This is a genomic window from Devosia sp. LC5 (assembly GCF_000735585.1).
In the GTDB taxonomy this organism is placed as follows: Bacteria; Pseudomonadota; Alphaproteobacteria; order Rhizobiales; family Devosiaceae; genus Devosia.
Genome location: NZ_JNNO01000009.1, coordinates 55,189 through 68,517, shown reverse-complemented (window position 1 = coordinate 68,517; position 13,329 = coordinate 55,189). Strand labels below are relative to the sequence as shown.

12 protein-coding genes are annotated in these 13,329 nt (G+C 61.9%); 4 read left to right on the top strand and 8 right to left on the bottom strand.

Translation table 11 applies throughout. The annotated features are described in order from the left end of the window. The first annotated feature begins 162 nt into the window (after positions 1-162). Complete coding sequence (locus tag FF80_RS06240) at positions 163-654, top strand: ferritin-like domain-containing protein (RefSeq protein ID WP_035098653.1); 492 nt, start codon at positions 163-165, stop codon at positions 652-654. A gap of 55 nt (positions 655-709) precedes the next feature. On the opposite strand, the gene FF80_RS06235 is transcribed toward FF80_RS06240, so the two are convergent. From FF80_RS06235 to FF80_RS06215, 5 genes are all read right to left on the bottom strand, one after another. Continuing rightward, positions 710-889, bottom strand: a complete 180-nt coding sequence (locus FF80_RS06235) for a hypothetical protein (RefSeq protein WP_035098652.1) — start codon at positions 887-889, stop codon at positions 710-712. A gap of 53 nt (positions 890-942) precedes the next feature. After that, the gene (locus FF80_RS06230) at positions 943-1,179 is read right to left on the bottom strand and encodes a hypothetical protein (protein WP_035098651.1); all 237 of its coding nucleotides are present in this window, start codon (positions 1,177-1,179) and stop codon (positions 943-945) included. A gap of 112 nt (positions 1,180-1,291) precedes the next feature. Continuing rightward, a complete protein-coding gene (locus FF80_RS06225; RefSeq protein ID WP_035098649.1) occupies positions 1,292-1,480 on the bottom strand; it encodes a DUF3008 family protein in 189 nt (62 codons plus the stop codon). A gap of 66 nt (positions 1,481-1,546) precedes the next feature. After that, complete coding sequence (locus FF80_RS06220; RefSeq protein ID WP_160172803.1) at positions 1,547-2,158, bottom strand: hypothetical protein; 612 nt, start codon at positions 2,156-2,158, stop codon at positions 1,547-1,549. Continuing rightward, the gene (locus FF80_RS06215) at positions 2,145-3,383 is read right to left on the bottom strand and encodes a hypothetical protein (protein WP_052153252.1); all 1,239 of its coding nucleotides are present in this window, start codon (positions 3,381-3,383) and stop codon (positions 2,145-2,147) included. Before FF80_RS06215 ends, FF80_RS06220 begins: the two co-directional genes overlap by 14 nt. 169 nt (positions 3,384-3,552) lie before the next feature. On the opposite strand from FF80_RS06215, the gene FF80_RS06210 reads away from it, so the two are divergent. Continuing rightward, complete coding sequence (locus FF80_RS06210) at positions 3,553-4,692, top strand: glycosyltransferase family 2 protein (protein ID WP_035098647.1); 1,140 nt, start codon at positions 3,553-3,555, stop codon at positions 4,690-4,692. A 65-nt stretch (positions 4,693-4,757) separates the two neighbouring features. Here the strand turns inward: FF80_RS06210 and dxs are convergent, their stop codons facing one another. From dxs to FF80_RS06195, 3 genes are all read right to left on the bottom strand, one after another. Next, a complete protein-coding gene (gene dxs, locus FF80_RS06205; RefSeq protein ID WP_035098645.1) occupies positions 4,758-6,689 on the bottom strand; it encodes a 1-deoxy-D-xylulose-5-phosphate synthase in 1,932 nt (643 codons plus the stop codon). 149 nt (positions 6,690-6,838) lie between these two features. Continuing rightward, positions 6,839-8,539 carry a DUF882 domain-containing protein gene (locus FF80_RS20855; protein ID WP_244445723.1) on the bottom strand — a complete coding sequence of 567 codons (1,701 nt, stop codon included), beginning with the start codon at positions 8,537-8,539 and terminating at the stop codon, positions 6,839-6,841. A 204-nt stretch (positions 8,540-8,743) separates the two neighbouring features. Next, positions 8,744-10,435, bottom strand: coding sequence for a L,D-transpeptidase family protein (locus FF80_RS06195; protein WP_052153250.1), 1,692 nt, complete (start codon positions 10,433-10,435; stop codon positions 8,744-8,746). 579 nt (positions 10,436-11,014) lie between these two features. Here FF80_RS06195 and ugpB point away from each other — a divergent pair. Both ugpB and ugpA read left to right on the top strand, forming a co-directional pair. Beyond that, positions 11,015-12,346 carry a sn-glycerol-3-phosphate ABC transporter substrate-binding protein UgpB gene (gene ugpB, locus FF80_RS06190; RefSeq protein WP_035098643.1) on the top strand — a complete coding sequence of 444 codons (1,332 nt, stop codon included), beginning with the start codon at positions 11,015-11,017 and terminating at the stop codon, positions 12,344-12,346. Between the two features lie 90 nt (positions 12,347-12,436). After that, positions 12,437-13,321, top strand: coding sequence for a sn-glycerol-3-phosphate ABC transporter permease UgpA (gene ugpA, locus FF80_RS06185; protein ID WP_035098641.1), 885 nt, complete (start codon positions 12,437-12,439; stop codon positions 13,319-13,321). The last annotated feature ends 8 nt before the right edge of the window (positions 13,322-13,329 follow it).

Below are 13,329 nucleotides of genomic sequence, written 5' to 3'. Positions count from 1 at the left end.
AGGAGTGCGCCGGACCCGGCGGCCCTGCTTATCTTCGCGCTCAACGGGCGGTCGCATTTTGCCACCCATCAAATATCGGGTGCGGCCGGGTTGGAAACGGAACCTCAGCCGAGGCGGCTCGTTTTCCGAGCAGCGTCCAACCGCATTAAGGAGAGTAGACAAATGGCTGAGCAGAAAACCCTCGACGATCTGTTTCTCGATACGCTCAAGGACATCTATTATGCCGAACGGCAGATCGTGAAGACGCTGCCGAAAATGGCAAAGGCGGCGAGTGCGCCGGAACTCAAGACCGGTTTTGAACAGCATCTCAGCGAAACCGAAGGTCATGTCGAGCGCCTGGAACAGGTGTTCGAGCTGTTGGGCAAGACGCCGCGCGGCAAGACCTGTGACGCCATCCTTGGAATCATCGAGGAAGGCAAGACCATCATGGATGAGTTCAAGGGCACGCCGGCGCTGGATGCCGGGCTGGTCTCGGCGGCACAAGCGGTGGAGCATTACGAAATCGCCCGTTATGGCACGCTCAAGAGCTGGGCCGAATTGCTTGGCATGCAGCAAGCCATGGCCCTGTTCGATGCCACGCTCAAGGAAGAAATTGCCACGGACAAAAAGCTGAGCCAGGTAGCATTGGGTTCGGTCAACAGGCAGGCGGCATAATCAGAATGGCGCGAACCCTCGCGGTTCGCGCCAGCTCATCAACGGCTATCGCAGGTTAGTCGGGAGCCCGTAGAAGCGTCGCGAGCAACCTGCCGCTGCGGATACCGGTTTCATGCTGGCCAGCCTCTTTATCGCGGCGTTCCATCCGCTCAGTCTTGTAGGCCCGGCCATCATTGCCCCGCACGGTCATCGGCTCATAGGCCGGGGAGAGGGGCTTTTCCTGATCATTGGACATGTTCAACCTCCCAATGGCTAAATAACGGAGCCAATGGGGAAAGGTTGCGGCGTTCAGTTCTGCCGCTGGCGCCAATAATTCGCGATTCGCTCTCGCCATGAGCGCGTACGCAATTGCCCGAGCAGCAGCTGACGCACGCTTTCATCATGGGCACCGTCGCCGACCGGCAGCAGGATGGTTTTGCCGCCGATATTGGCGTGCAGTATGCCGCGTTCGACGAAATAGGTCGCCCGCAGGTTGGTATGCCCATCCGAGACTTCCAGGTCCCGCACGACATTCTCGTTCCGCATTTTCTGGCCTCCCGAAGGACAGACTAACGCGGCTTTCCGAGGCCGGTCCAGTAGCGTTCAGGAGAGCAAATCGCCGTCGAAGGAGGTGAAGTTGGACGGGCGGCAACGCACCCTAGTGCGGCTTGGATTTGTGCTCGGGTTTGCCCTTGCGCTTGGTCGAGGCCATTTTCTCCAGTTCGGTCTTGCTCATCGAGAGCATGGATTTGGATGCGCCCTTGAGTTCGCTCTTGGGCGTATCGCCGCGTTTGGCCGACAGGGCCGCGCCGGCGGCTTTTTGCTGAGCAGCTGATTTGGCAGGCATGGTAAATCTCCGAAAAGAGGTTCAACCCGTGCAACGCGCAGAGCCTGCGGCGGTTCGATCACGAAACTACGGCGTGCTGGATGCCGTGGCTGGGGTCAGGCTCGCCTTGACCAGCTTGATCGAGCGTTTGCGCACATTGGACTGGCCGGGGCTGGTGGTCACCGCATCGGGCAGGTCGAGAATAATGTCCGCGCGGCCATTGGCGATGGCGCTGGCGGGCAGGGGAAAGGTGAAGCGGCCGGTTTTACCCGGGGTCACCACGGCCCTACCCAAGGGCTGGCCATTGGCGGAGACTATGACCGTTTGCTGGCGCGGACCGGGCAGGGTGACGCCAGTCATTTCCAAGGTCAGCGTCAGGTCTTGAGCCGGCACGGCGAAGGCCAGCCGCGCGCTTTCACCCAGAGCATGCATGCCATCGCCCGCCGGGCCTTCCCAGCCGCAGGGGCGCAGTTCGCGCGTGTCAGGGCCGCCGGAGCGGAAATCCACTATTGTGCCCAGCGTATAGGCGGCGGTGACAGGCTGAGGCAGGCAGGTCGTGGTCCTATCGATGTAATAGGCGCGGTAGTCGGAGGGCACATTGGGGTGCAGCATCAGCCAGACGACGGCCAGCTCGCCCAAGGCGAGTGCGGCCGCCAAGGCATAAAGCGGCATGGCCCAGGGGCGGTCAGACCAGCGCAACATTGCCTCCGAACCAGGCCAGGGTCGTGGTGTAGGCGCCCAGCAGGATGGCGGCAAGGCTGAGCCAGAACAGCCAGCGGCGGCGGGCCAGTATTGTCATCAGCGTGATGGTGAGCGGGGTCAGTGCCGACATGAAGCGCAGCATGGAGGCAAGACCCGCCGCCAGCGGGATGATAATGGCGAGCAGGCAAAACAGCGCTGCCGGCCATTGCCGCCGCCAGGCGAGAACGCCGGTTAGAATGAGCCCGGCAAGCGCGACCGTGGCGAGGATTTGCGAGCTGGTGGGGGCCCAGCCTTCGTCCGGATGATTGCCGAAGCCCTGCCAGAGATAGGTTAGAGGGTTGGCCACGGTGCGGGCCCAGGCGCGCTGCACATGGCTGAAGGCCAGGGCGTCGCCGACCCAGAAATGGAGGAACGCCATATAGGCAAAAAGGCCAAGCGGCGCGATGAACAGGGCAAGCACCAATTGCGGATTACCCAATAGCGCCGGGATGGCGCCGCGCCAGGTGCCGGCGTTGCGGCGATAGTCGAGAAAAGCCTGCAGGCCAATGGCGAGCGAAGCGAAGACGCCCACAATGCGGGTAGCCGACAGGATCGCCGCAGCCACGCTCGCGCTCAAATAACGCGAGCGGGCCAATTGGGCAAACACCAGCGTGGTCATCAGCACATAAAGCGGTTCGGTGAAGAAGCTGGTGAAATAGAACGAGACCGGCCCGCTCAGCATGAAGGCAGCGTAGAGCGCGTAGGCGGCGCGGTCGCGGTTCAGCAGCGGCCAGGCGGCCAGCACCGCCATGTAGGTGGTGATAAGGGAAACCAGGCTGGCCGTAACGATGGTGGGGAAGGGCAGCAGCGCGCGCGCGCCGCCTACCAGCATGGGAAAGGATGGAAAGAATGCCCAATTGCCCGCACTGATGCGGCCGGGCACCGGAAAACGGTCATAGCCGGTCTCGGCCATCTTGACGTACCAACCGCAGTCCCAGCGGCAGAGTTCGTCGAAATAGCCGGTTATGTCGGCTGCGGGCATGGCGGTGCGGAAGGCGAGGAAGCGCAGGAGCAGGCCGGTAAAGAAGAAGAGTAGCGGCAGCAGCAGGATGTAGGAAAGGGCCGGGGAGCGGGGAATGTCGAAGACGCCTGCCGCCGGCAGCGTCAGGCCAGCCTCTACCGGCGCGGGCGTCGCGGCGGCCTGTCGGTAAATATCGGTGCCGCGGTTCTCGAAAATCGCCATGGGCTCACTCTGAAACGCCAAGCAAGATTGGTTGACATAAATCCATGCGTGGGGACATCTGCGTCAATTGCAAGGCAGCCATCCGTTATTTGCGTGCAACCAATTGGCAATCTCGTGCTTTGTAGCGCTTCGCGGGTGGTGGTATAAAATTAAGCAACAGGTAACACCCATGTCGGTTGGCCCCGCTATCGATACTCCTACCGTACAGACCACCACTTTCAGCCCTGCCCAATTGGCGGTTATTGTTCCCAGCTACAATGAGCGGGGCAATATTGAGTTGCTCTATGAAAAGCTCGCCATGGCCTTGGGCGATACGGCCTGGGAAATGATTGTCGTTGACGACAATAGCCCCGATGGCACGGCCGACGTGGTCAATGAGCTGTCGCGGGTCTATGCCAATGTGCGCTGCCTGCGCCGGTTTGGCCGCCGGGGCCTGGCCTCGGCCTGTATCGAAGGCATGGCGGTGACATCGGCGCCCTATGTGGCTGTCATCGATGCCGATCTGCAGCATGACGAAGCCATCCTCCCCAAAATGCTGGAAGAGGCGCTGAATGGCGCGGATCTCGTCATCGGCTCGCGCTTTATCGGTGGCGGTTCTGCCGGGGATGGGCTGAGCAAGACGCGGCTCTCGGGCAGCCAATTGGCGACCAAGCTGGCCGTGATGATTGCCGGGCAGGATGTGAGTGACCCAATGAGTGGGTTCTTCCTGATGCGGCGTGATGCAGCACTGAAGGCCGCGCCTAAGCTCGCCAGCGATGGCTTCAAGATTTTGATCGATCTGATTGTGACGTCGGCGCGCATGGGCAGCCCGCTCAAGATCGCTGAGGTGCCCTATGTGTTCCGGCCGCGCCATGCGGGCGAGAGCAAGATGAACCCGCTAATCGTCATCCAATATCTGGGCCTGTGGTTCTCCAAGCTCACCGGGGGCGTGCTGCCGCCGAGCTTTTTGCTGTTCGGCCTGGTCGGCGGCACGGGCGTGGTGGTGCATCTGGCGAGCCTGTGGCTGTTCACCTCGGCCATCGGGGCCAATTTCGTGGTGTCGCAGATTGCGGCCACGCTGACCGCCATGACGTGGAATTTCTTCCTCAACAACAACCTGACCTATGCTGATCGCAAACTGCATGGGATCAAGCTGGTCACCGGGCTGATCGGCTTTTGTGGCATTTGCGCGCTGGGCGGCATTGCCAATATCTCGGTCGCCAATGCGATCTATCAGGCCAATCACCAGACCTTCATTGCCGGGCTCTCAGGCGCGATCATGAGTTCGGTGTTCAACTATGCCGTGACGCGGGCGTTTACCTGGAAGTAGGTGCTTGGGGCGTCTGTCCCACAACACTGTAACACCGGGAATGGAAATATCCGTCCGGGATAGTTCTAGCTGATCTGGCCCAAAGCTGCCGCCATGGCGGCTTTGTCATAGCCCAGGGTCGTGAGCGCAGTAGCGACGATACCGCCACGGTCGAGCCCTGCGGCCGCATACATGTCAGCCTGCGTCGAATGTTCATCAAACCGGTCGGGGATCATCAACGGGCGGAAGCGCAGCTTGCCATCCAGCAGGCCGTTGCTGGCCAGGAAGGTTGCAACGTGGCTGCCGAAGCCGCCAATGGCGCCTTCTTCGGTGGTGAGCAGCACATCGTGGGTGCCGGCAAGGCGGGCGATCAATTCCTCGTCGAGGGGCTTGAGGAAGCGCGCATCGGCAATAGTGGGGTTGAGCCCTAGGGCTGCCAGCTTGTCGGCGGCGGCCAGGACTTCACCCAGCCGCGTGCCGTAGCTCAGAATAGCGATGGTGGCGCCTTGCCGCACGATACGGCCCTTGCCGATGGGCAGGACCTGGCCGCGTGCGGGCAGGTCCACCCCCAGCCCTTCGCCGCGCGGGTAGCGGAAGGCGATGGGCCCATTCTCATAAGCGGCGGCCGTAGCCACCATGTGGCGTAATTCGGCTTCGTCGGCAGCGGCCATATGCACCAGGCCCGGAATGGCCCCGAGATAGGCGCTGTCGTAATTGCCGGCATGGGTGGGGCCATCGGCGCCGACAAAACCGGCGCGGTCGATGGCGAAACGCACCGGCAGGTGCTGTATGGCCACATCATGCACGACCTGGTCATAGGCACGTTGCAGGAAGGTGGAGTAGATGGCGCAGAAGGGCTTCATGCCTTCGCTGGCCAGCCCCGCCGCGAAGGTAACGGCGTGCTGCTCGGCAATGCCGACGTCAAACACGCGGGTGGGGTGGACCTCGCCGAATTTATCGAGCCCGGTGCCCGAGGGCATGGCGGCATTGATGGCCACGATGCGCGGATCATCGTTAGCTTCCAGGATCAGGCTTTCGGCAAAGACATTGGTGTAGGAGGGCGCGTTAGAGACTGCCTTGGCCTGGGCGCCGGTGACCACGTTGAACTTGGAGACGCCATGATATTTGTCGTCGGCATCTTCGGCCGGGGCATAGCCCTTGCCCTTTTTGGTGACGATGTGGATCAGGATGGGGCCTTCGGCCGCCTCGCGCACATTGTCGAGGATGGGCAGCAGGTGATCCAGATTGTGCCCGTCAATGGGGCCGACATAATAGAAGCCCAATTCCTCGAACAGCGTGCCGCCGGTGAAGAAGGAACGCGCGAATTCCTCGGTGCGGCGGGCCGGTTCGTGCAGGAATGGCGGCAGCTTGCTGACAAGGTTCTTGGCGGCTTCGCGGGTGCCGCGATAGACCGGGCCCGAGACCAGTCGCGCCAGATAGGCGCTGAGCGCCCCGGTAGGCGGAGCGATCGACATGTCATTGTCGTTGAGGACGACGATCAGCCGCGCGTCCATGGCGCCGGCATTGTTCATTGCCTCATAGGCCATGCCAGCCGACATGGCGCCATCGCCGATAACCGCCACGACATTGCGCGGAACGCCCTGCAGATCGCTGGCGACGGCCATGCCCAGGCCCGCCGAGATCGAGGTCGAGGAATGGCCGGCCCCGAACGGGTCATATTCGCTTTCGGCGCGGCGGGTGAAACCGGAGAGGCCATTCTTCTGGCGGAGCGTGCGGATGCGCTCGCGCCGGCCGGTCAGGATTTTATGCGGATAGGCCTGATGCCCGACATCCCAGATGATGCGATCGTGCGGGGTATCGAACACGGCATGCAACGCCACGGTCAGTTCGATCACGCCCAGCGCCGAGCCCAGATGGCCACCGGTGACCGAGACGGCGTCGATCACTTCGGCGCGCAATTCGTCGGCCACCTGGCGCAATTCGGTCCGCGGCAAGGCGCGCAGATCGGCGGGGGTGTGGACAGTGTCGAGCAATGGTGTCGAGGGGCGGTCGGCCAAGCGGCAATCCTTCGCCAGAAACGGCAATATATGAACTCTTTAGGCCCGCCGCAGAGGCTTTGCAACATGGCCCGCTCGCCACGCTTTATGGGAGCGCGGCGAGCGATAGGGTCTTATCGTGCCCGAAATGAGGCTTTGGCCGGAGCTTTTTAATTGGTGGCGGTGACCACAAAGCTGGTGTGGCTGGGGACGGCTGGGAAGTCGCCAGCGCGCAGCGTGGTGATATATTCGCCCATCTCGGTGGCAGGGCTGAAATCGGCTTCATCGTGATCGAAGATCACCGCAAAATGGTCCGAACTCATGGTGGAGGGCGCGGTGAAGATTTCGGCGACATGTTCGAGGTCGGGGGCGACCAGATCGGGCTTGCGCATGCCGCCAACAGGGGTGCGATTGGCCAGATGGTCTGCCAGAGCGGCGGCGACGGGAGCGCTATTGCTCTGCTGGGCAGCGCCAAAGGTGCCCGAGAAGAAGCCGGCGAGCGCAGCAGTGGCAGGATCATCCCCGAGCGAAGCGGTGCGCACGCCGGTTGCGGCGGTCAGCGGCGGCAGGATGGGCAGGCGATCGGCCGGCTGGGGCGGTACTGCCGCGGTGACGGTCGTGTCACGTTCGATGATCATTTCGAGCGCCCGTTGTGAATCGGGCGTTTGTGGCATGGGCGGCATATAGGCGGTGACCGATTCCGGTGGCTCGGACATGATGAGGCGCGGTTGGGGCACGGGCGCGGTAAATGCGGCGAGCGCGGTGACAGCATCGCCAGATGGCAGGGCGGCGGCAGTCGCGACCCGCAGGGTTTCCGACTTCATGACCGGCAAGGGCGCCGTGGTATCGGGCAGCAACTCGGCGGCGTCGAGCGGCGCGCTGCCCCGGGTCGAGAACGGAATGGGAATGGCACCAGGGGCTGCCTGTTGCGGCGCGATATCGGCGACGGCCACGGCGGCTGGTGCACCGCCCAGATCGGCCGGGCGCATCATGGGCATGGGCGCGGCGCTGGGGGTCGCGGCCTGCTGGGGCGCAATAGCGGCCACCTGCAAGGGCGCCGAGGCCTGGACGGGGGTTGGCTTGCTGTCATTGCCGCCAAAGATCATGTCCATCAGCGTACGGCCGCTGCCGCTATTGCTGGCGACGCGCGTGCCCGAATTGCTGCTGCCATTGCACGGATAGGCATGGCATCGGTTCCACTCGGCCAGGGCTATCTGATAGCCTTCCTGCGACAGCGGCTTGCCATCGGTGGGCACATGCATGGTGCGCCCGTCGGGGAAGATGTCCTTGAGCTGGGCGCGGGTCATGCGCGGCCAGGCGCGGACCGAGCCCGTATCAAGGTGCACAAACGGGCTGCCGGAGGTGGGGTAGAAGCCAACGCCGCCGACCTGCTTGCGCATTGCCACGGCCCGCAGTTTGGAGAGCGGAATGCCCGGAATAAAGAAATCCATGGCATGGCCTTTGGTATGCTGGGAATTCTCGGCAACACCGGACGAGGTGGCCCGCAGCATTTCATTGGTCTTGGGGGAGCGATAGGCCGAGACCACATTGATCGGCTGGGTGGCGCCCACTTCCTGATAGACTTCCCAGACCAGATCGAACAGGCGCGGATCCATGCGCGCGGGCTCGTTGCGGCGCCAGTCGCGCAGGAAATAATTCAGCTCGTTGAGGCCAGACTGCACATATTGCCCATTGCGCTTGAAGACGATGCGAGCCGTCTCCTTGGTATGGGTATAGTACAAATAGATCGCGCGTTCAGTGGCCGCATGCGCCGGAACGACAGCCTGCGGCAGGATCACGGTGATGCTCATAAGGGCGGCCACGAAGGCGCGCGCGATATGGTGCCGTATCAAAAGGTAAGTCCCCGTCACGCCAAACTCTGCCCGGTTGATTGCCAGTTGTCGTCCGACATTAGCGCCAAAATCGCTCGATTTTATTAACGCTAACGAGATGTCAAACGGCCCCGCAACCGGACCCCTTCACGGCAGTGTTATTACGGGGAAAAACCGGCTGAACCAAGGCGAATTTGTAAAGCAGGAGTTAAGAGGGCGGCTGTAGCCACCCCGCCGCACCACTCAGGGGGAGAGTGTAGTGTCGGCCGGCGCCGCATCGGCAATCACCGTGGCGGCCGCGTCTCCAAGGCCCAACGCCTTGATCAGCTTGGCATTGTGCCCATAGACGTCGGCATAGGAGCGCAGTTCGCCATCGGCGCCGACGCGCAGGGTGAAATAGGCCAGGTGCACCGGCACCTGCTGTTCCGGATTTACCCAACGCTCGGATGGGCCGAACATGGCCTCCAGCGAGGCGCGATCGATATTGGGCTCGTTGGCGGTCAATGCGGCGGCAAATTCCATCGGGTTCTGCACGCGCACACAGCCATGGCTGGCGGCGCGGAAGGCGCGGCTGAACAGGCTCTTGGAGGGGGTGTCGTGCAGATAGACATCGTGCTTGTTGGGAAACAGGAACTTGATCTGGCCCAGCGAATTGCCCGGGCCCGGCTTCTGCCGCACGCGGAAGGGGAAAGTGTCGCCCACAGCGGCCCAATTGACCTGATAGGCGCTGACCACATTGCCCTGATAGATCAATTCCATGTTCTGGCTGGCGATATAGCCTGGATTGCCGCGCGTCTTGGGAGCGATCTCGTTGCGGATGATCGAGGAGGGCACGTTCCAATAGGGATTGACCACGATGTGGCGGATATTGTCCGAGAAAACCGGGGTCTGGTTCTTGGTGCTGCCCACCACCACGCGGGTGGTATAGGTCTCCTGACCATCGCGATTGATGGCGAGGCGATATTCGGGAATGTTGACGAAAACGTTGAACTGACCCAGATCCCGGGGCATCCACCGCCAGCGTTCCATATTGGCCAGAATGTCCTCACGCGTCACGGGCACGCCGCCATTGAGCGCGGTGAGCGTAGCCGGACCCATCACGCCATCGTCTTCGAGGCCGGCGCCTGCCTGGAAAGTCTTGATCGCGGCAATCAGCGCCTCGTCATAGACCAGGCCATCGACCGCCGGCAGTCCCAGGCGCTGGCGCAGTGCCGGCACGCGCGGATCGCTCATGCCGGGCTTGAGCGTTGCGCCCGCTTCGATAGTGATCGGCCGCTCGGCCCGGCTCGCGTCGAATGTCGCCAGCCGTGCCTTGAGGGCAAGAAATTCAGGGTGGGTGGGCTCGAGCTTGGCGAGAACTGCTGCGGGATCATCGCTCGTCGCCAATTCCAGCATCAGCGCCGATTGGTCGAGCTGCTTGGGCTGGATATCGAGATTGGCATCGATCGACAGCGGCTCGATGCGGCCGGTATAGATGTGCGTGGCATAGCGCATGGTGGCCGCCGAAAAGGCGGTTTCGAGCGCCGCCAGCTTGGCCGGGTCACTCCCGACCGCGGTGACGTCGAGCGCGGGCGTCAGATAGTCGGAGGGGCGCAAGCCTTCACTAGCCGCCGCGCCAAAGAGCTTCATGATCTTCTGTGCGGCAGCCGAATAGCCAACGGCGCCGTCGGCTTTCTCGGCCAGCCAGATGGGCTCGAAATGGCGTGCGCCATAGAAAAAGTAGAGCCTTTGCGCCTCGCGATAGGCCAGCGAATTCTTGGGCGCGCCATAATAAGTGGTGGCGAGTCCGGATTTTATGGTTCTGGCCAGGTCCGATTGAGCCGGCGCGATCACCACTGGCGTAGCCGCCAGGCTGGCCATGTCCTGGGCGATCGCAGGCAAAGTAACACCCGCACCGGCAAGAGCGGCGAGCAAACCAACCAAAATCCTGTTCATGCGAGCTCCATGCACGGCGACGCGGGCCGCGCCTGGACCCGATTCGGCAGGCTGCGGGGTATTACGAGCAATAACTTGCAAACCTTAACGGGAGCAATTGCTCGCAAAGTTGTGAGCAGCTTTTGTGGCGCGGGGGCAACTTATTCCGCGCGCTCAAGAGCGAGCTGATTTCCGGTCAAGACTGAGTCCTGCCCGCCGAACGATACGATCGCGTGACGAGAGGCAATCCAGCCTCTTTAGGCCCCTCGGGCAGAACATGCACTGGAGCGGCCGATGACGAACAAAACCCGTTTTTTGTCATCAGACAGTCACAAGAAAAATCAATGACTTATGAAATTCGACTCAGTCTCGCCGGAAGTCTGGCGCGTATCGACTTAGTCTTGAGGATAAAATCGGACTCGGTCTTGTAGGGCCGGGTCAACGTTATCAATGGCTTGGATGACCCACTCGTGGGCGCGGCGAATGAACTGCGCCATTACGTGTTCATTTGAACATCTCCTTTGCCAAATGAAAATTGCATTGCTACGACTGGCAATGCGAGGACGGAGCTTTTTTGCTCATAACAGGAGGGACCACCCCATGAAGAAACTAGCGCTGCTGTTGTCGACGAGCGTGATCGCGGCCCTTTCCCATGCGCCCCAGGCTGCGGCTCAGACCGAGATCGCCTGGTGGCATGCCATGGACGCCCAGTTGGGCGAGAAGCTCGAAGAAATCGCGGCCGGCTTCAACGAGAGCCAGTCCGAATTCAAGATCGTTCCGAGCTACAAAGGCACCTATGCCGAGACGCTGACGACCGCTATCGCCGCCTTCCGCGCCAACGAGCAACCAGCCATTGTCCAGGTTTTCGAAGTCGGCACCGGCACAATGATGGCCGCCAAGGGCGCCGTCTATCCGGTGTACCAGCTGATGGCCGACCATGGCGAGCCGTGGGATCCGTCGGGCTTCCTCGCGCCGGTAACGGGCTATTATTCCGATACCGACGGCAACATCCTGTCGATGCCGTTCAATTCATCGACCCCGATCATGTACTACAACAAGGACGTGTTCGAAAAAGCCGGTCTCGATCGCGAGACGCCGCCCAAGACCTGGGCCGAACTCGAGACCATGAGCCGGCAGATTGTCGAATCGGGCGCTGCCCAGTGCGGGCTCAGCAGTGCCTGGATCACCTGGATCCAGACCGAAAACCTCTCGGCCATCCATGACCAGCCTTTCGGCACGCTTGAAAACGGCTTCGGCGGCCTCGGCACCGAATTCACGTTCAACGGCCCCGTGCAGGTCAGGCACTGGGACAACCTCAAGAAGTGGTCCGATGAAGGCCTGTTCCAGTATGGTGGCCCTGGTGGCGGCGCAGACTCTGCCCCCAAGTTCTATGCCCAGGAATGCGCCATCTTCATGAATTCTTCGGCAGGCCGCGCCGGCGTTATCGCCAATGCCAAGGAATTCGAAGTCGGCTTCGCGCCCCTGCCCTATTACGACGACGAGATCGCCGAACCGAAGAACTCGATCATCGGTGGCGCCACGCTGTGGACGCTCAACGGCAAGGACCCGGAAGTCTACAAGGGCGTCGCCCAGTTCTACACCTATCTCAGCCAGCCCGAAATCCAGGCTGCCTGGCATCAGTTCACCGGCTACCTGCCGATCACCAATGCCGCCTACGAGTTGGGCCAGGAACAGGGCTACTACGCCGAGAACCCCGGTTCGGACATTGCCATCGAGCAGATCACCCGTGGCACGCCTACCGCCAATTCCAAGGGCGTACGCTTCGGCAACCTGACCCAGGCCCGCAATGTGGTGGATGAAGAGTTCGAAGCCATGCTGGCCGGCACCAAGACCGCCCAAGAAGCGCTCGACGCCGCCGTCGAACGCGGCAACGTGATCTTGCGCGACTTCGAAGCCGCCAACGCCCAGTAAGCCTCTGGACGCCAAACCCGCCCCACCCTCGCAGCGAGGGTGGGGCATCAGCATAGCCGCGCAACGACGCGGCGCAGACGGAGGCGGAGCATGCAGGCCAAGCGAACCATCTTCCCCAACAAGATTCTCCCCTACATGCTGCTCGTGCCGCAACTTGCCGTCACGCTGATCTTCTTCATCTGGCCTGCCTTGCAGGCGGTGAAGTCATCGTTCGAACTGGCAGACTCGTGGGGCTTTCAGACGACGTTCGTGTGGTTCGAGAATTACCGCCGGCTGTTCGTCGACCCGAACTATTTCGCGTCGGTCGGCAAGACCGCGATCTTTGCCTTCAGCGTCACCGCGCTATCGATGTCGCTGTCGCTGATCCTGGCGGTCGCGGTAAACCGGGTGCTGCGCACCAACCGGCTCTACACCACGCTGCTGGTGTGGCCCTATGCGGTGGCGCCGGTGGTGGTGGGTATTTTGTGGTGGTTCATGTTCAACCCCACGATCGGCATCGCCTCCTATCTGCTGCGCGCGGCAGGCGTCGACTGGAACCACCGCATGGATGGCAACGACGCGATGATCCTCGTCATCATCGCCGCCAGCTGGAAGCAGATTTCGTACAATTTCCTGTTCTTCGTGGCCGGCCTGCAATCGGTGCCGCAATCGCTGATCGAAGCGGCGGCTATCGATGGCGCGGGACCGTTCAAGCGCTTCTGGACCATCGTCTTCCCGCTGCTGTCGCCGACCACGTTCTTCCTGCTGATCGTCAACATGAACTACGCCATGTTCGACACGTTCGGCATTATCGATGCCACCACCCAGGGCGGGCCGGCGCAGGCGACCAATACGCTGGTCTACAAGGTCTATACCGACGGCTTCCTCGGGCAGAATATCGGTTCGTCCTCCGCCCAGTCCGTGGTGCTGATGATCGTCGTCATCGCCCTCACCGCCATCCAGTTCCGCTATGTCGAGCGGCGTGTGCAGTATTAGGGGAGCGG

What these genes read in the sequence shown, in the direction of transcription:
- FF80_RS06240 (WP_035098653.1), top strand. Translation starts at nt 163, where the DNA reads ATGGCTGAGCAGAAAACCCTCGACGATCTGTTTCTCGATACGCTCAAG.
- FF80_RS06235 (WP_035098652.1), bottom strand. Translation starts at nt 889, where the DNA reads ATGTCCAATGATCAGGAAAAGCCCCTCTCCCCGGCCTATGAGCCGATG.
- FF80_RS06230 (WP_035098651.1), bottom strand. Translation starts at nt 1,179, where the DNA reads ATGCGGAACGAGAATGTCGTGCGGGACCTGGAAGTCTCGGATGGGCAT.
- FF80_RS06225 (WP_035098649.1), bottom strand. Translation starts at nt 1,480, where the DNA reads ATGCCTGCCAAATCAGCTGCTCAGCAAAAAGCCGCCGGCGCGGCCCTG.
- FF80_RS06215 (WP_052153252.1), bottom strand. Translation starts at nt 3,383, where the DNA reads ATGGCGATTTTCGAGAACCGCGGCACCGATATTTACCGACAGGCCGCC.
- FF80_RS06210 (WP_035098647.1), top strand. Translation starts at nt 3,553, where the DNA reads ATGTCGGTTGGCCCCGCTATCGATACTCCTACCGTACAGACCACCACT.
- FF80_RS06195 (WP_052153250.1), bottom strand. Translation starts at nt 10,435, where the DNA reads ATGAACAGGATTTTGGTTGGTTTGCTCGCCGCTCTTGCCGGTGCGGGT.
- ugpB (WP_035098643.1), top strand. Translation starts at nt 11,015, where the DNA reads ATGAAGAAACTAGCGCTGCTGTTGTCGACGAGCGTGATCGCGGCCCTT.
- ugpA (WP_035098641.1), top strand. Translation starts at nt 12,437, where the DNA reads ATGCAGGCCAAGCGAACCATCTTCCCCAACAAGATTCTCCCCTACATG.